General features: G+C 60.7%; 16 protein-coding genes. 10 read left to right on the top strand and 6 right to left on the bottom strand.

Annotated features, from left to right (window positions below):
* The first annotated feature begins 35 nt into the window (after positions 1-35).
* Positions 36-941: a DMT family transporter gene (locus ACOQOQ_RS00415; RefSeq protein ID WP_420568196.1), complete on the top strand. Its 906-nt coding sequence runs from the start codon at positions 36-38 to the stop codon at positions 939-941.
* Here ACOQOQ_RS00415 and choV read toward each other — a convergent pair.
* From choV to ACOQOQ_RS00400, 3 genes are all read right to left on the bottom strand, one after another.
* Entirely contained in the window at positions 938-1,966 is a 1,029-nt protein-coding gene (gene choV, locus ACOQOQ_RS00410; protein ID WP_420568195.1) for a choline ABC transporter ATP-binding protein, read from the bottom strand. The two genes, ACOQOQ_RS00415 and choV, sit on opposite strands and share 4 nt — an antisense overlap.
* Positions 1,963-2,799 (bottom strand): choline ABC transporter permease subunit, encoded by an 837-nt coding sequence (gene choW, locus ACOQOQ_RS00405; RefSeq protein WP_420568194.1) that lies wholly within the window; start codon positions 2,797-2,799, stop codon positions 1,963-1,965. The genes choV and choW overlap by 4 nt, the downstream gene beginning before the upstream one ends.
* A gap of 187 nt (positions 2,800-2,986) precedes the next feature.
* A complete protein-coding gene (locus tag ACOQOQ_RS00400) occupies positions 2,987-3,910 on the bottom strand; it encodes a choline ABC transporter substrate-binding protein (protein ID WP_420568193.1) in 924 nt (307 codons plus the stop codon).
* Between the two features lie 73 nt (positions 3,911-3,983).
* Here ACOQOQ_RS00400 and betI point away from each other — a divergent pair, with 73 nt between their 5' ends.
* The 6 genes from betI to ACOQOQ_RS00370 all read left to right on the top strand — a co-directional run bounded on the left by betI (position 3,984) and on the right by ACOQOQ_RS00370 (position 10,293).
* Positions 3,984-4,571 (top strand): choline-responsive transcriptional repressor BetI, encoded by a 588-nt coding sequence (betI, locus tag ACOQOQ_RS00395; protein ID WP_420568192.1) that lies wholly within the window; start codon positions 3,984-3,986, stop codon positions 4,569-4,571.
* A complete protein-coding gene (gene betC / locus ACOQOQ_RS00390) occupies positions 4,558-6,072 on the top strand; it encodes a choline-sulfatase (RefSeq protein ID WP_420568191.1) in 1,515 nt (504 codons plus the stop codon). Before betI ends, betC begins: the two co-directional genes overlap by 14 nt.
* A 22-nt stretch (positions 6,073-6,094) precedes the next feature.
* A complete protein-coding gene (gene betB, locus ACOQOQ_RS00385; RefSeq protein WP_420568190.1) occupies positions 6,095-7,555 on the top strand; it encodes a betaine-aldehyde dehydrogenase in 1,461 nt (486 codons plus the stop codon).
* 91 nt (positions 7,556-7,646) lie between these two features.
* Positions 7,647-9,293: a choline dehydrogenase gene (betA, locus tag ACOQOQ_RS00380; protein WP_420568189.1), complete on the top strand. Its 1,647-nt coding sequence runs from the start codon at positions 7,647-7,649 to the stop codon at positions 9,291-9,293.
* 97 nt (positions 9,294-9,390) lie between these two features.
* On the top strand, positions 9,391-9,948 hold the full coding sequence (locus tag ACOQOQ_RS00375) for a hemerythrin domain-containing protein (RefSeq protein ID WP_420568188.1): 558 nt from the start codon (positions 9,391-9,393) through the stop codon (positions 9,946-9,948).
* Positions 9,949-10,050: 102 nt separating this feature from the next.
* Complete coding sequence (locus tag ACOQOQ_RS00370; RefSeq protein WP_420568187.1) at positions 10,051-10,293, top strand: YdcH family protein; 243 nt, start codon at positions 10,051-10,053, stop codon at positions 10,291-10,293.
* 7 nt (positions 10,294-10,300) lie between these two features.
* Here ACOQOQ_RS00370 and ACOQOQ_RS00365 read toward each other — a convergent pair whose 3' ends face one another.
* From ACOQOQ_RS00365 to ACOQOQ_RS00355, 3 genes are all read right to left on the bottom strand, one after another.
* Entirely contained in the window at positions 10,301-11,101 is an 801-nt protein-coding gene (locus ACOQOQ_RS00365; protein WP_420568186.1) for an alpha/beta hydrolase, read from the bottom strand.
* A complete protein-coding gene (locus ACOQOQ_RS00360; RefSeq protein WP_420568185.1) occupies positions 11,101-12,498 on the bottom strand; it encodes a helix-turn-helix domain-containing protein in 1,398 nt (465 codons plus the stop codon). The genes ACOQOQ_RS00365 and ACOQOQ_RS00360 overlap by 1 nt, the downstream gene beginning before the upstream one ends.
* 70 nt (positions 12,499-12,568) lie before the next feature.
* Complete coding sequence (locus tag ACOQOQ_RS00355; protein ID WP_420568184.1) at positions 12,569-13,786, bottom strand: multidrug effflux MFS transporter; 1,218 nt, start codon at positions 13,784-13,786, stop codon at positions 12,569-12,571.
* A gap of 202 nt (positions 13,787-13,988) precedes the next feature.
* On the opposite strand from ACOQOQ_RS00355, the gene ACOQOQ_RS00350 reads away from it, so the two are divergent.
* The 3 genes from ACOQOQ_RS00350 to ACOQOQ_RS00340 all read left to right on the top strand — a co-directional run bounded on the left by ACOQOQ_RS00350 (position 13,989) and on the right by ACOQOQ_RS00340 (position 16,382).
* Positions 13,989-15,521, top strand: a complete 1,533-nt coding sequence (locus tag ACOQOQ_RS00350; protein ID WP_420568183.1) for an acyl-CoA carboxylase subunit beta — start codon at positions 13,989-13,991, stop codon at positions 15,519-15,521.
* Between the two features lie 89 nt (positions 15,522-15,610).
* Positions 15,611-15,964, top strand: a complete 354-nt coding sequence (locus ACOQOQ_RS00345; protein WP_420568182.1) for a hypothetical protein — start codon at positions 15,611-15,613, stop codon at positions 15,962-15,964.
* Positions 15,957-16,382: a DUF6497 family protein gene (locus ACOQOQ_RS00340; protein ID WP_420568181.1), complete on the top strand. Its 426-nt coding sequence runs from the start codon at positions 15,957-15,959 to the stop codon at positions 16,380-16,382. The genes ACOQOQ_RS00345 and ACOQOQ_RS00340 overlap by 8 nt, the downstream gene beginning before the upstream one ends.
* The last annotated feature ends 63 nt before the right edge of the window (positions 16,383-16,445 follow it).

The following is a 16,445-nucleotide window of genomic DNA, read 5'->3' as shown; positions in this document are numbered from 1 at the left end:
TTGCGCTTGGTTTAGGTCCGGCAGATAATACACATATGAACAATTCGCGACCTCAACAACCCGTGGCCGGCATTCTGTGGATGCTGGTTACCGGGGCCCTGTTCGTCGGAGTCACCGCCCTTGTCAAAACCCTGGGTCCGGTCATTCCGGCCACGCAGGCTGCGTTCTTGCGCTATGCGATTGGGATGATCTTTGTGTTGCCCATGATGCGGCCGATTCTGCGGGCGGGGCTGACACGACGGCAATGGGGCCTGTTCACGCTGCGCGGACTGGCGCACTCGGTCGGGGTGGGGCTGTGGTTCTATGCCATGGCGCGCATCCCGATCGCGGACGTAACGGCGCTGAACTATCTTTCTCCGATCTATGTTACCTTGGGCGCGGCCCTGTTTTTGGGTGAAAAACTGGCACTGAGGCGGGTTTTGGCGGTGATCACGGCCCTGGTCGGCGCTCTTATTATTCTACGGCCCGGTTTTCGCGAGGTCGGGGATGGCCACCTGGCCATGCTGCTGGCCGCCGTTGTATTCGGAGCCTCGTACCTGCTGGCCAAGCGCCTGACCGATCAGACCAATGCTGCCGTTGTCGTGGGGATGCTGTCGATTTTCGTGACCATCGGGCTGGCGCCCGTGGCGATCGCCAATTGGGTAACGCCCGACTTGCGCGCTTTGGGGCTGTTGACCGGGGTCGCCTTGCTGGCCACGGCGGGGCATTACACCATGACGCTGGCCTTTGCCGCGGCCCCGGTGACGGTGACCCAGCCGGTGACGTTTTTGCAGCTGCTTTGGGCCAGCCTGCTTGGGTATTTCGTGTTCGACGAGGGGCTGGACCTGTGGGTCATGGTGGGGGGCATGGTGATCCTGAGCTCGGTCACGTTCATCACCTGGCGCGAGGCCGTGCTGAAGCGCCGGACCCGCACCCCGGTCGCGGTAGCCACCAAGGTTTAACTGCCGCGCGGATCCAGCAGTTTTGCCAGGATCGTTTCCGAGGTGACGTGGCCCAGCGTCTGCCCGCCTTCGATCACTGCAACAGGGCCATCTGCTGTCATTGTCATGACCTCTTTGATCGGCGTGTCTGCCGCGACGCTCGAAACAGCCTCGCCCTTGGCGGGATGCATTACATCTGCCGCGCTCAGCACCCCCAGCGGGTTCATATGCGCCACGAACTCGGCCACGTAATCCGTTGCGGGGTCTGTGAAAATCTCTTGCGGGGTGCCGCATTGGACGATCCGTCCGCCTTCCATGATGGCGATGCGGTTGCCCAGCTTGAATGCCTCGTCCAGATCATGGCTGACGAAAATGATGGTGCGTTGCAGTTTTTGCTGAAGATCCAGCAATTCGTCCTGCAAATGCGCGCGGATCAACGGGTCCAGCGCCGAGAATGGTTCATCCATCAACAGGATCGGGGCTTCGGTGGCAAAGGCGCGAGCCAGGCCTACGCGTTGTTGCATCCCGCCAGACAGTTCTGCCACGCGGTGGTCGGCCCAATCGGCCAGGCCCACCAGTTCCAATTGCGTTTCTACGCGGGCTGCACGTTCGGATTTGGGCACGCCCGCAAGTTCCAGCCCCAGCCCGACATTTTCCCGGACCGAGCGCCACGGCAGCAGGCCGAATTGCTGAAACACCATGGCCACGCGTTCCATCCGGATACGGCGCAGGGTGGACTTATCGGTATGGGTGACGTCCACCAGCTCGGTTCCGTCCCCGACAAAAGTGGTGCCGCGCACGACCGGGTTCAGCCCGTTTACTGCCCGCAATAACGTGGATTTGCCCGAACCGGACAAGCCCATCAGCACAAGAATTTCGCCCTCTTTCACGTCCAGCGAACAGTTGTGGACGCCCAGCACCTGATCCGTCGCCTCCTGGACCTGTGCGCGGGTCTGGCCCTCGTCCATCAGGGGAAGGGCGCGTTCTGGATGATCGCCGAACACGATGGAAACATTGTCGAATTTTACGGCTGTCTTGGTGGTCATTTTTTGCCCTCCACACGCAGCATTCGGTCCAGAAGGATGGCCAGAACCACGATCACGAAGCCCGATTCAAAACCCAAAGCGGTGTCTACGCGGTTCAAAGCTCGCACCACCGGCACACCCAGCCCGTCCGCGCCCACAAGCGCGGCGATGACGACCATCGACAGGGACAACATGATGGTTTGGTTCAGGCCTGCCATGATCTGGGGCAGAGCATAGGGAAGCTCGACCTTCAGCAGGGTCTGGCGCGGCGTGGCCCCAAAGGCCTGCGCGGCCTCGAGCAGAGGTTGCGGGGTCGAGGTGACCCCCAGATGCGTCAGGCGGATCGGCGCGGGCAGCACAAAGATCACGGTGGCGATCAGTCCGGGCACCATGCCGATACCAAAAAACACGATGGCCGGGATCAGGTAGACGAATGTGGGCAGCGTCTGCATCAGGTCCAGCACCGGGCGCATGGCCTGATAGAGCTTGGGCCTGTGCGCGGCGGCGATACCGATAGGCACACCCAGCCCCATGCAGACCACACAGGCCGACAGCACCAGCGTCAGGGATTCGGTGGTTTCCTCCCAATAGTCCTGGTTGAGGATGAACAGAAAGCCGACCGCCACCATAAGCGCCGGTTTCCAGTTTCGTTGGATCGCGAAGGTCAGCGCCGCAAACAAAGCGATGATAATAAGCGGATGTGGGGTTTGCAGTACCCAGAGGATACCGTCAATCAGCGCCTCGAGAGCGTCAGAGAGGCCGTCGAAGAACAGCGCACCATGCAGCTGGAGCCAGTCGAAGATCCGGGCGGCAAGCTTGCCAATCGGGATTTTGGTTTCGGTGATCCAGTCCATGGGTCTTCTCTTTTTTAGGGAAGGGGGCGTTTGGGCATGTCTTGCGCGCTATGGCACCCAAGCGGGGCCGGAATGTCAATCAAGCGTTGCCAAACGGGCAGGGCTGCGCCCTGTCTCTGCGCCTCGGCCCCCCTCCTGTCCTCCCCCCGTGGCCGGGGGGAGGGAGCCCGAGGAGGCCGGGCCTGACTTACAGGCCGAGTGCTGCGTTGACAGCGGCGGTGGCATTGCCGCCATCAAGGGTGGTCACACCGTCCAGCCAGGGCATGAAGGCGGTGGGGTTCGCCTTGAGCCAGTCCATTGCGGCCTTTTCGGGATCGGTGCCCTCGTTGAGGATGGCGCCCATGATCTCGTTTTCCATGGCCAGGGTGAATTCCAGGTTGGTCAGAAGCTTGCCAACATTGGGGCATTCGCTGACGTAGCCTGCGCGGGTGTTGGTAAAGACAGTGGCGCCGCCAAGATCGGGGCCAAACCAGTCATCCCCGCCCGTCAGGTAGGACATGTCAAAGTTGGCGTTCATGGGGTGAGGTTCCCAGCCCAGGAAGACGACCGGATCGTTTTTACGGTCGGCGCGGGCGACTTGGGCCAGCATGCCCTGTTCCGAGCTTTCGACCACTTCAAACCCGTCAAGGCCAAAGGCATTGGCGGCGATCATGTCCATGATCAGACGGTTGCCGTCATTGCCGGGCTCGATGCCATAGATCTCGGCGTCCAGCGCGTCTTTGTGGGTAGCGATGTCGGCGAAATCCTTGATGCCCAGATCGGCCGCGGCCTTGTTCACGGCCAGAGTGTATTTTGCGCCGTAAAGGTTGGCCTTGACGGTGTCGACGGTGCCTGCCTCGCGGTAGGGGGCGATGTCGGCCTCCATCGTGGGCATCCAGTTGCCCAGGAAGATGTCGATGTCACCTTTGGCCAGCGAGGTATAGGTCACCGGAACGGACAGGACCTTGATGTCGGTGTCATATCCCAGCGCGTCCAGCACCACGGTGGTGGCGGCGGTCGTGGCGGTGATGTCGGTCCAGCCAACATCCGAGAATGTGACCTCGGTGCAATCGGCCAGGGCAGGGGTGGCGGCCAGCATGGCCAGGACAGAAAGTGTGGACTTCAGGGTCATGGTGACCTCCCGGTTTTTCTTGATTGACGAGTCAATAAAAAGCCATCTAGCCTAGCATAGCAAGGAGTTTGTTATGCCTAAGCTGGGAATGGAGCCTATCCGCCGCGCATCGCTGATCAAAGCGACGATCGCCGAGATCGGGGCGGCCGGGTCCCTGGATGTCACGGTCAGCCAGATCGCGAAACGTGCCGGCATGTCCAGCGCGCTGGCGCATCATTACTTTGGTGGTAAAGAACAAATCTTTCTGGCGGCTATGCGGTATACGCTAACGGTTTACGGCGCCGAGGTGCGCGCGGCGCTGCATCAGGCAACCACTTCGCAAGGGCGGGTCGAGGCGATTGTGCGCGCCAGTTTCAGCCAGATGAACTTCAGGCGCGAGGTCGTGGCGGCCTGGCTGAATTTCTATGTTCTGGCGCAAAAATCCGAAGAGGCACGGCGCCTGTTGGTGGTCTATCAGCTCCGGTTGCGATCCAACTTGCGCCACGCGCTGCGGCCGATTTGCGGGGATCAATCCGACGTACTGGCCGAGCGGATTGCCGCCCTGATCGACGGGGCCTATCTGCGCCAGTCGTTAGGGATGGACCAAGAAGATGCCGAAAGTGTCGTGCGGCTGATAATGGGCTGTTTGCCTCGATTGGAGCGCGCCGATGGGCAAGCCTAACATCTTGATACTAATGGTAGACCAGCTAAACGGAACGCTATTTCCCGATGGTCCTGCCGACTGGTTGCATGCCCCGAACCTAAAGGCGCTGGCTGCGCGCTCGACCCGGTTTCGCAATGCCTACACCGCCTCGCCGCTGTGTGCGCCGGGGCGGGCGTCGTTCATGTCCGGCCAGTTGCCCAGTGCGACGCGGGTCTATGATAACGCGGCCGAGTTTACCTCCTCGATCCCGACCTATGCGCACCATTTGCGCCGCGCCGGGTATCAGACCGCGCTGTCCGGCAAGATGCACTTTGTTGGCCCCGACCAGCTGCACGGGTTCGAAGAGCGCCTGACCACCGATATTTACCCCGCCGATTTCGGTTGGACGCCGGATTATCGCAAACCCGGCGAGCGGATTGACTGGTGGTATCACAACATGGGCTCGGTGACGGGTGCGGGCGTGGCCGAGATCAGCAACCAGATGGAATATGATGACGAAGTCGCCTATCACGCGACCCGCAAAATCTATGATCTGGCGCGCGGCAAGGATGATCGCCCCTGGTGTCTGACCGTCAGCTTTACCCATCCGCATGATCCCTATGTGGCGCGGAAAAAATACTGGGATCTCTACGAGGATTGCCAGCATCTGGAGCCCACGGTCCCGCCCATTCCCTATGAGGAGCAGGACGCGCATTCCCAGCGGATTTTTGACGCAAACGACTGGCGGTCCTTTGATATCACCCCCGAGGACGTGCGCAGATCCCGCCGCGCCTATTTCGCCAATATCAGCTATCTAGATGATAAAATAGGAGAAATCCTGAACGTTCTGGACAGCACGCGCCAGACGGACAATACCATTATCCTGTTTGTCAGCGATCACGGAGACATGCTGGGCGAGCGCGGACTTTGGTTCAAGATGAGCTTTTACGAAGGGTCCTCGCGGGTGCCGATCATGATCGCGGCCCCGCAGATGCAGCCCGGATTGGTCACTGATCCGGTCAGCAATATCGACATTTGCCCCACGCTTTGCGATCTGGCGGGCGCCCCCATGGACGAGGTGATGCCCTGGACGACGGGCGAAACCCTGGTGCCTTTGGGGCAGGGGGCGGAACGGACCAGCCCCGTCGCAATGGAATACGCGGCCGAGGCCTCTTATGCGCCGATGGTCAGCCTGCGCTATGGTAAATGGAAGTATAATCGCTGCGCACTGGACCCCGATCAGCTGTTCGATCTTGAGGCCGACCCGCACGAGCGGACCAACCTTGCCGATGTCCCCGAACATGCCGGAACCCTGGCCAGCCTGCGTGCGAAATCGCAGGCACGCTGGGATCTGGACCGTTTTGATGCCGATGTCCGCGAAAGCCAGGCCCGCCGCTGGGTGGTCTACGAGGCCTTGCGTCAGGGCGGCTATTACCCGTGGGATTATCAGCCGCTGCAAAAAGCATCCGAGCGCTACATGCGCAACCACATGGACCTGAATGATCTGGAAGAGGGGCAACGGTTCCCTCGTGGGGAATGACCCCAAACCTATAGGAAAAACAATGACCTATCCGACTCAACCCACTGCCAGCCATTTCGTGAACGGCGCCTATCTTGAGGACACAGAGGGCACGCCGATCGAGGTGATCTATCCTGCCACCGGCGAGGTGATCGCGACCGTGCATGCTGCCACTCCGTCCGTGATTGATGCGGCGTTAAACGCAGCCAGAGAGGCTCAGGCGGAATGGGCGGCGTTGCCGGGCACCGAGCGCGGCCGCATCCTGCGCCGTGCGGCTGATATAATCCGCGACCGCAATCGCGACCTGTCGATTCTAGAGACCTATGACACCGGCAAACCCCTACAGGAAACGCTGGTGGCCGACGCGAGCTCGGGCGCGGATGCGTTGGAATATTTCGGGGGGCTGGCCGCGTCCCTGACCGGCGAGCATATCCCGCTGGGCGATGGCAACTGGGCCTACACGGTGCGCGAGGCGTTGGGGGTTTGTGTCGGCATCGGCGCGTGGAACTATCCCACGCAGATCGCCTGCTGGAAGGCCGCGCCGGCGCTGGCCTGCGGCAATGCGATGGTGTTCAAACCCTCGGAAACCACGCCGCTTTGTGCACTGAAAGTCGCTGAAATTCTGCACGAGGCAGGCCTGCCTGCAGGGCTGTTCAACGTTGTCCAGGGCATGGGCGAAGTCGGCGGGAACCTGGTGACTGACCCGCGTGTGGATAAGGTGTCCTTGACCGGATCGGTGCCCACGGGGCGCAAGGTTTATGCCGCCGCAGCGGGCCAGATGAAACACGTCACGATGGAGCTGGGCGGGAAGTCCCCCCTGGTGATTTTCGATGATGCGGATATCGAGGATGCTGTGGGTGGCGCGATCCTGGGGAACTTCTATTCCTCGGGGCAGGTGTGCTCGAACGGGACGCGGGTGTTCGTGCAAAAGGGCATCAAAGAGGCATTCCTGAAGCGCCTGACCGAACGGTTGGCGGATGCCAAAATCGGCGATCCGATGGACGAGGATGTCAGCTTTGGCCCCATGGTGTCCGAAGGTCAGCTGGCCATCGTGGAGCGCTATGTCGCCAAGGGCCAGGAAGAGGGCGCTCGGCTGGTCTGTGGTGGTAAGAGACTGGACAATAAAGGGTTTTTCATCGAACCGACGGTGTTTGCCGATGTTCGCGACAACATGGTGATCGCGCGCGAAGAGATTTTTGGCCCGGTGATGTGCGTGTTGGACTTCGAGGAGGAAGACGAGGTTCTGGCGCGGGCCAACGATACCGAGTTCGGGCTGGCGGCGGGTGTGTTCACCCGTGATCTGGCGCGGGCTCATCGGATGGTGGCGGGGTTCCAGGCGGGCACCTGTTTCATCAATTCCTACAATGACGCGCCCGTGGAGGTGCCGTTCGGTGGTGTGAAAGCCTCGGGCGTGGGGCGTGAGAATTCCAAGGCGGCCATCGAGCATTATTCGCAGCTGAAATCGGTTTTCGTGCGCATGGATGCTGTTGAGGCGCCTTTCTGACACCTTTGGGCCGCGCCTCTCGGGCCGGCCCGCCCGCCCACCCCCGTCCCGAGAGGCGCGGGTCATGGAGCGGCCAAGCGGAGCAATGACAATGGAAGCGGATTTCGTGATCGTGGGCGCAGGCAGTGCTGGCTGCGCCATGGCTTATCGGTTGGGCGAGGCCGGGGCGAGCGTGTTGGTGATCGAGTACGGCGGCAGCGATGCCGGGCCGTTCATCCAGATGCCGGCGGCTTTGTCCTATCCAATGAATATGGGGATTTACGACTGGGGGTACCAATCCGAGCCCGAGCCGCATTTGGACAACCGCCGTTTGGCGACGCCGCGGGGCAAGGTGATCGGGGGGTCGTCCTCGATCAACGGGATGGTGTTTGTGCGCGGCCATGCCTGTGATTTCGATCACTGGGCCGAGGTTGGCGCAGATGGCTGGGGTTATGCCGACGTGCTGCCCTATTTCAAACGGATGGAGACATGGCACGGCGGGACCTCGGAATATCGGGGGACGGACGGGCCTTTGCATGTCACGCGTGGGCCGCGCAAGAACCCTCTGTTTCATGCCTTTGTTGAGGCCGGAAAGCAGGCCGGATACCCGGTGACACAGGACTACAACGGTCAGCAGCAAGAGGGTTTCGGCCCGATGGAGCAGACGGTTTACAAGGGGCGGCGCTGGTCAGCCGCGAATGCCTATCTGAAGCCTGCCAGGAAGCATTACAACGTGGATGTGGTGCGGGGGTTGGCCTGCAAAGTGGTGATCGAAGAAGGCCGCGCCGTCGGGGTTGAGATCGAGCGGGGCGGCCAGCGTCAGATCATCCGCGCGCGGCGCGAGGTGGTGCTGGCGGCCTCGTCCATCAATTCGCCCAAGCTGCTGATGCAATCGGGGATCGGCGCGGGCGCGCATCTGGCCGAGCATGGGATTGACGTGGTGGCGGACCGGCCCGGCGTGGGCGCGAACCTGCAAGATCACCTTGAGGTTTATATGCAGATGGCGGCCAGCCAGCCGGTGACTTTGTACAAATATTGGAACCTGATCTGGAAAGGGGTGATCGGCGCGCAATGGCTGCTTACCGGCAAGGGGCTGGGGGCAAGTAACCAGTTCGAAAGCGCTGGGTTTATCCGCTCGAACGCGGGCGTTGATTATCCGGACATTCAGTACCACTTCTTGCCCATCGCCGTACGCTATGATGGCAAGGCTGCCGCCGAGGGGCATGGATTCCAGGCCCATGTCGGTCCGATGCGCAGCGAATCGCGCGGGGCAGTGACCTTGCGCTCGGCCGATCCCAAGGACGCGCCGGTGATCCGCTTCAATTATATGTCCGAAGAAAGCGATTGGCGTGATTTCCGCCAATGCCTGCGCCTGACGCGCGAGGTGTTCGGGCAAGAGGCGTTCAAACCCTTCCTGAAACACGAGATTCAGCCCGGCGCCGATCTGCAAACCGATGACGAACTGGACAGCTTTATTCGCGAGCACGCCGAAAGTGCCTATCACCCCTGCGGCACCTGCCGGATGGGGCGTGCGGACGATCCGCTGGCAGTGGTTGATCCGCAGGCGCGGGTGATTGGTGTGGACGGGCTGCGGGTTGCTGACAGCTCGATTTTCCCGCGGATTACCAATGGCAACCTGAACGCCCCGTCGATTATGGTGGGCGAGAAGGTCAGCGATTTGCTGTTGGGGCGTGATCCTCTGGGGCCGGAAAACCTGGCCCCCTGGATGCACCCGGACTGGAGAAACGCGCAGCGATAAGCGGAAGGGGCGCGCAGCCCCCTCCTACGAAAATCGGGGATTATTTTTGCGCATCCCTAAGATATTTTGAAAATGAAAATGATGTTTGGCGTTTGTGATGTTGAATCGATTGGAATTACGCGACGGGTTGCCAGAGCACTTGCAGGTGTTGCGCGCTCAGTACCCTCGGGACATGTGGACAGGGCATGCCCATTTTAATGGGCTGACGGCGTTTTGGCTGGAGCGGCACGGGATGTTTCGCCAGGTGATGACACGCTTGGTGCGCGATACGCAGGCGATGCTGGACGCGCGCGCGCCGCGTTATGGCGCCGAGATGCCGCGATTGACGGGGTTTTTGCTGGACCAGCTGCATGGCCATCACGGGATCGAAGACGACCACTATTTCCCTATGTTTCGGGGGTTGGATGCGCGTTTGCTGGACGGGTTCGACCTGCTGGACGCAGACCACCATGCGCTGGACGACCAGATGGCGCAATTAGCCGAGCAATCCAATTTGGTGTTGCGCGAGATTCAGGCCGGTGACGTTGCGCGAATCGACGTGGCGGACCTTTTGGCGGTGCAACAAGCGTTCCAGCGTTACCTGATCCGACATCTTGAGGATGAAGAAGACCTGATCGTGCCTTTGATCCTGGAATACGGGGCAGACATGGTGTGAGCTTTTTGCCTGTTTGCGCGATTGGGTTGATCCGTATCAAGGTCGCTTGCATGTGGCTTGGGTAGGCTCTGTTGAAACTAACGACAGGAAGGAGATCGCGCGATGTCGAATACCCCCCACGAGCTTCATGAAGAGTTCCCCGAACATGCTGCTGCCATCAGCCAGCTGAAGCAATCCAATGCTCATTTCGCCAAACTGGCCGAGGAATACCACGAGCTGAACCGCGCCGTGCACCGCGCTGAAACCAACGTGGAACCCGTTGAGCAGCTTGCCGAAAATGATATGCGCAAGCGCCGCTCGGTCCTGAAAGACGAGCTTTATGCGATGATCAAGGAAACCGCCTGAGGCCAGTCTACCGGGCTAGGAACCGCCACATGCGGGTCATGGTCCAGTTGCGCCAAAGGTCGGTATGGCCGGCGCCTTTGACGGCAAGGAACGATTTGTCCTTAGATGGGGCGGCAGCATGGATCTGCCGCCCCATTTCTATGGGAATCAGCGTGTCCTCGGTTCCGTGTATGATCATCATCGGCAGCTTCAGATGCTGGGCGCGGCTAAGCGAGGGCCATTGATTGCGCAACTTATCGGTCAAGGGTGCAAGCGAGGGGTAATGCGTCTGCGCCATCGCCTGGATCGAAGTCAGTGGCGCCTCAAGCAGTAGGGCGTCTGCATTGCCCCCTTGGGCAAGCAGCGCGATGGCAACAGCGGTGCCCAAGCTTTCGCCATAGATCGCGCGCTTGTCCGATTTGGGCCAGCCGGGATGGGCGGCGACAAGCTTGGCATCAGCAATCAGGGTTTCCTCGGACGGGGTGCCGGTACTGCCGGATGATCCGCGATAGGCCGGTGCAATCAGCCCGAACCCCTGGTCCATCATCCGTTGAAACCGCGCCGCGCGCACAGCCAGGTTTCCGGCGTTTCCGTGAAAATACAGGATCACCGGCATGCCACCTTTCGGGGGCGCCGACCAGACGATCAGGGTTTCCCCATCCGGGGTGCTTAAGCGGGTTTCGGTGACGCCGGACAGGCCCGCATCCTGCGGCGAAACATGGCGCGGATCGAAGGGGTAGAACAGAAACCTTTCCGCCTGACTTGCAGCGGCGGCCACGGCCAGAACGATGCCGGCCAGCAGCACCAGCTTGAAAACCAGTCGCCGCATCAATCCACCCGGTATGGCAGCAGACCGCGCTCATTCGCGTCAATGGTTAGCCTGCGTTCCAATGGCGGAACTGAGCGTTGGTGGCAGTCTTTGCGTTCGCAGATCCGGCAGGAAATCCCGATGGGCTCGTAAGCTTTAGGGTTGGTCAGATCCAGATCATCGGCATAGACCAGATCATGCGCGTGGCGCACCTCGCAGCCCAAAGAGATCGCGAAACGGCGCACCGGCGCACCAAAACTGCCCGCTGGTTTCGAGACATCCCGCGCCAGGCTGATATAGCGCACGCCGTCCGGGGTCTCGGCCAACTGGCGCAGAAAACGGCCTGGTGTTTCAAAGGCTTGGTGCACGTTCCACAGCGGGCATGCCCCGCCGAAACGGGCGAATTGCAGGCGTGTGGCGCTGTGGCGTTTGGTGATCGTGCCGGCCTGATCGACACGGACAAAGAAGAACGGAATACCCTTGGCGCTGGGCCGCTGGAGTGTCGAAAGTCGATGGGCGACCTGCTCGATCGAGGCGCCGAACTGGTGGGCCAGCAGTTCCAGATCGTGGCGCGTGGCCTGCGCGGCGGCCAGAAAAGCGCCATAGGGCATCAGACTGGCCCCCGCGAAATAGTTGGCCAGCCCGATTTTCGCGATCGAGCGGGCCTCTTCGGTTTGGAAACGGGCCAGATCCAGCGTTGCCTCAAGCAGCTTGTCCTGATGCAGCAACGCGATTTGCAGCAGCAACTGAAAGGTCTGGGTTTCGGGTGCGGCGCGGTTGGACAGGATCAGGATGCGGCTTTCACGATCGAAAAAGCGGGTCGTGTCGCAGGCCTGCGATTTGACCGTAATCCCGGCGGCGCGCAGGGTGTGCATGGCGTGAGTGCGGATGCCTTGCTCGCCTGCACCTTGGGCGAAATGCTCGGCGGCACGGTCCACAGCGTCGATGTAGTTGTCGCAATAATGGAAAAAGTCGCGAACCTCGTCCCAGGGGCTGGGCTGGGTGCGGCTGTCCTCGCGGCCCAAAGCTTCGTCCAGACTGGCCAGCCGTTCGTGGGTTTGCCGATACGCGCGGTGCAGATCCAGAAAGGCGCGGGCCAAGGCCGGCGCGTTCGAGGCGGTCAGACGCAAATCCGCCAGCGGCGGCGAGGCATCGGCAAAGACCGGATCGGCCATCGCTTCGCGCATGTCACTGACCAGCCGTTCAGAATCGCCCGTGCTCAGCTCGGTAACGTCAAAGCCGAACTCTTGCGCCAAGGCCAACACCACGGTGGTGGACACCGGGCGGTTGTTGTTCTCCATCTGGTTCAGATAGGGCAGGGACACGCCCAGCTTGGCGGCGAATTCCTTTTGCGTCAGCGCCAGCCGCGTGCGGGTCTCGCGCAGTTTTGCACCGGCATAAAGTTTTTGGGTGGCCATGATGCCTCGGGCGTTTGCAAATTAACTGTGGGGTCAGGGTAGCTTTGCAAACCCGTTGCGGCAAGAGGGCTCAGAGCGTTCCCAGCTGACGCTCGCGCCGGATTACCAGCAAGATCGCGACGATGGACAGGGCGCAGGTCGTCAGCATCAGTGTCAGCAAAGGCAAATCCCCCGAGCCTGGCGTCAGCATCGCGCCCGCCAGCGCGGACAGGGCCGCGCCGCCTCCGATCATGATGGCTCCGCCCAGCCCAGCGGCCGTGCCGGCCAGATGAGGGCGCACCGAAAGCATACCAGCGTTGGCGTTCGGCAGGGTCATGCCGTTGCCCAGGCCGATGAAAACGATACTGCCAAAAAAGGTGAACGCGGTGTTCGCGCCAAGCAGATGCAGGCTTAGCGGGATCAGCGGGCCAATGCAGGCGATCAGCGCTCCGAGCAGAACCATGCGATTGATCCCCACCCGCGCTGAATACCGACCTGAAAGGAAGTTGCCAGCGAAATACCCCACGCCCGGCGCCATGAAATAGGTGCCCAGCTGTGCGGGCTCCAGGTCATAGACGTTGATGCCGACAAAGGGCGCCCCGCCCAGATAGGCAAAAAACGCCCCCGAGCCGAAGGCCGCTGCCATGCAATAGCCCCAGAACCGCGGCGAGGTCAGAAGCTCGGGATATTCGCGAAACTGCTGAACCAGCGAGTTGTCCGATTTCGGCGCGGTCTCTCCAAGATCGGCCCAGATCAGCGCCAGCAGAAACAGACCAACGGCCAGCAGGACGTAGAAGTTGGATTGCCAGCCGAAATGTTCTTGCAGGTAACCGCCCAAAGCCGGGCCCAGCATCGGCACCAGCGACATGCCCATGGTGACATAACCGATCATCGAGGCCGCCTGCGCGCCGGGCACCATGTCCCGGATCACGGCGCGGGACAGCACAAGGCCGACAGCGATCACGGCCTGAAGCATGCGGAAGATCATGAAAACCTCGCCGCTTTGCGCCATGAGGCAGCCGATGGTGGCCAGGCAATAAATCGACACGCCCGTCAGAACCACGGGCCGGCGGCCGAATTTGTCCGACAGCGGGCCGATGAAAATCTGCAAAAACCCGCTCACACCCAGATAGAGCGCGACGGACAGCTGCATAAAGCTGTATTCAACCCCGAAATGATCGGACATTGCCGGCAAGGACGGCAGGAAAATGTTCATGACCAGGGCCGAGATGCCGGCCAGGAAAATCAGTGTCGAAATATGGGGTGCAGAGGTCCGGTTCAGATATCGGGCCGCAGGTCTACTGTTCATGTGCGAATAATTAAAACGGGCGCGACAGTTTGTCCACCACCGACGTCTGAGTTCTGGATCAAATGGCGCCACGTAACGGCACGAATTAGCACATTTGCAATTCGCCTTCATCCGCTTGCCAAAAATTTGCAAATTTGCCGAAAATGTCTTTGCGTGTGCAGCACGTGCCCTTATACCCGATTCAATTCAGAAGGGGACCGACATGAAAGATATCCTCCAGGAACTGGAAAGCCGCCGCGCCGACGCCCGTTTGGGTGGGGGTCAAAAACGTATCGACAGCCAGCACGCCAAGGGCAAGCTGACCGCCCGCGAGCGGATCGAGCTGCTGCTGGACGAAGATTCGTTTGAAGAGTTCGACATGTTTGTGTCGCACCGCTGCACTGATTTCGGTATGGAAAATCAAAAACCCGCAGGTGATGGCGTCATCACCGGGTGGGGCACCATTAACGGCCGTATGGTCTATGTGTTCAGCCAGGACTTTACGGTTCTGGGGGGCTCGGTGTCTGCGACCCACGCGATGAAGATCTGCAAGATCATGGACATGGCCATGCAGAACGGTGCGCCTGTGATTGGCCTGAACGATTCGGGCGGCGCCCGGATCCAGGAAGGCGTGGATGCGCTGGCTGGCTATGCCGAGATTTTCCAGCGCAACATCATGGCCTCGGGTGTGATCCCGCAGATTTCGGTGATCATGGGCCCCTGCGCCGGTGGTGCCGTGTATTCGCCCGCGATGACCGACTTCATCTTCATGGTGAAGGACAGCTCGTACATGTTCGTGACCGGCCCTGACGTTGTGAAAACCGTCACCAACGAGGTCGTCACCGCCGAGGAGCTGGGCGGCGCAAGCACCCACACCAAGAAATCTTCGGTCGCCGATGGCGCGTTTGAAAACGACGTCGAAGCGCTTGCCGAAGTTCGCCGCCTGGTCGACTTCCTGCCGCTGAACAACCGCGAAAAACCGCCCGTGCGCCCGTTCTTTGACGAGCCCGATCGGGTCGAGGAATCGCTGGATACCCTGATCCCTGAAAACGCCAATACCCCCTACGATATGAAGGAACTGATCCTGAAAATCGCGGACGAGGCGGATTTCTATGAGATTCAGGAAGACTTCGCCAAGAACATCATCACCGGTTTCATCCGCATGGAAGGTCAGACCGTGGGCGTTGTTGCCAACCAGCCGATGGTTCTGGCGGGTTGTCTGGACATCGACAGCAGCCGCAAGGCCGCGCGTTTCGTTCGTTTCTGTGATGCGTTCGAAATTCCGATCCTGACCCTGGTGGACGTGCCTGGCTTCTTGCCCGGCACCTCGCAGGAATATGGCGGCGTGATCAAGCACGGTGCGAAACTGCTGTTCGCCTATGGCGAAGCCACCGTTCCCAAGGTCACCGTCATCACCCGCAAGGCTTATGGCGGCGCCTATGACGTGATGGCCTCCAAGCACCTGCGCGGTGATTTCAACTATGCCTGGCCGACTGCGGAAATTGCGGTGATGGGTGCCAAGGGCGCGACCGAGATCATCCACCGTGCCGATCTGGGCGATGCTGACAAGATCGCGCAACACACCGCCGATTACGAAGACCGTTTCGCCAACCCGTTTGTGGCGGCTGAACGTGGCTTCATCGACGAGGTGATCCAGCCCAAATCGACCCGCCGCCGCGTGTCGCGTGCCTTTGCCAGCCTGCGCAACAAAAAGCTGCAGAACCCCTGGAAGAAGCACGACAACATCCCGCTGTAATGGACAGGGTGGGGGCGCCATAGCCCCCGCATTTTCCACGCGTCACACTCGATTGGGTGTGGCCTTGGACAGGTTTCGAAAGGACGGACGTGAGCCGATCAAAGTGGCATATCCAACGGGACGAGGGCGCGCTGACCTTGGCGCGTTCCCTGCCTGTGCGCTTTGATTTCTCGGCGCAGGTGACGCTGCCGCGTTGCGGCAAGCTCCGTCTGGCTACTCAGATCCGGCAGGACATGTGGCGTTTGCTGCAAAACCTGCGTGGATTTTCCCCTGTCGTGCGCGTCGAGGACGCCGGCGACATGCTGCACGTTACCGCGGGGGGGCGTATGGATCGCATGCCTTTCCCCAAGGGAAAGAGTGAAGATAAATTGCGCGAAATGCTGGCGGATCGGAAGAATGCTATTCGCTGGGTGACATACGCCGGGAAGTTCTGCTATGAGTAGCGCAACCAAGATATTAGCCGCGTTTGGAGGGTGCCTTCTGGCGTCTGCGGCCACGGCGGGCGTGCAAGAGGAGGCCCCCGCCGTGCCCTCCTATCAAGATTTGCCTTCGGGCTTGTCTGTGGCGCTTCAGGAATACTTTGTCGATACGCTGCCGGATGGAACGGGTCAGGCCCGTTTCCGCTTTGTTGCGCCGGCCCTGGCGCAGGGCGTGGGCTTTGCCCAGGTCGAGCAAGACTTCCCCGTTCTGTGCGCCCAAGTGGCTGTGCCGACCCTGGTGGCCGCGGGTCAGGATGTGGCGCAAGTCATCATCTCGATGGCCGAAAAGCCGCTGGAATTCGGCGCCACTGCCCCTTCGGTTGTCCAGTATTTCGAGGCTTTCCGCATCGAAAACGGCTCCTGCATCTGGGAGGTTTTCTGATGTACCCACAATATGTTGCGGATCGAACTTCACCCAATCACCGATTTGAGGCTTTCGCGCCAC

It is taken from the genome of Thalassovita sp. (assembly GCF_965218685.1).
In the GTDB taxonomy this organism is placed as follows: Bacteria; Pseudomonadota; Alphaproteobacteria; order Rhodobacterales; family Rhodobacteraceae; genus Thalassobius.
The sequence above is the reverse complement of the archived record's forward strand: the minus strand, read 5'-3'. Positions and strand labels throughout refer to the sequence as shown.

Coding starts and splice junctions, on each gene's coding strand:
- ACOQOQ_RS00415 (WP_420568196.1), top strand. CDS start 36: ATGAACAATTCGCGACCTCAACAACCCGTGGCCGGCATTCTGTGGATG.
- choV (WP_420568195.1), bottom strand. CDS start 1,966: ATGACCACCAAGACAGCCGTAAAATTCGACAATGTTTCCATCGTGTTC.
- choW (WP_420568194.1), bottom strand. CDS start 2,799: ATGGACTGGATCACCGAAACCAAAATCCCGATTGGCAAGCTTGCCGCC.
- ACOQOQ_RS00400 (WP_420568193.1), bottom strand. CDS start 3,910: ATGACCCTGAAGTCCACACTTTCTGTCCTGGCCATGCTGGCCGCCACC.
- betI (WP_420568192.1), top strand. CDS start 3,984: ATGCCTAAGCTGGGAATGGAGCCTATCCGCCGCGCATCGCTGATCAAA.
- betC (WP_420568191.1), top strand. CDS start 4,558: ATGGGCAAGCCTAACATCTTGATACTAATGGTAGACCAGCTAAACGGA.
- betB (WP_420568190.1), top strand. CDS start 6,095: ATGACCTATCCGACTCAACCCACTGCCAGCCATTTCGTGAACGGCGCC.
- betA (WP_420568189.1), top strand. CDS start 7,647: ATGGAAGCGGATTTCGTGATCGTGGGCGCAGGCAGTGCTGGCTGCGCC.
- ACOQOQ_RS00375 (WP_420568188.1), top strand. CDS start 9,391: ATGTTGAATCGATTGGAATTACGCGACGGGTTGCCAGAGCACTTGCAG.
- ACOQOQ_RS00370 (WP_420568187.1), top strand. CDS start 10,051: ATGTCGAATACCCCCCACGAGCTTCATGAAGAGTTCCCCGAACATGCT.
- ACOQOQ_RS00365 (WP_420568186.1), bottom strand. CDS start 11,101: ATGCGGCGACTGGTTTTCAAGCTGGTGCTGCTGGCCGGCATCGTTCTG.
- ACOQOQ_RS00360 (WP_420568185.1), bottom strand. CDS start 12,498: ATGGCCACCCAAAAACTTTATGCCGGTGCAAAACTGCGCGAGACCCGC.
- ACOQOQ_RS00355 (WP_420568184.1), bottom strand. CDS start 13,786: ATGAACAGTAGACCTGCGGCCCGATATCTGAACCGGACCTCTGCACCC.
- ACOQOQ_RS00350 (WP_420568183.1), top strand. CDS start 13,989: ATGAAAGATATCCTCCAGGAACTGGAAAGCCGCCGCGCCGACGCCCGT.
- ACOQOQ_RS00340 (WP_420568181.1), top strand. CDS start 15,957: ATGAGTAGCGCAACCAAGATATTAGCCGCGTTTGGAGGGTGCCTTCTG.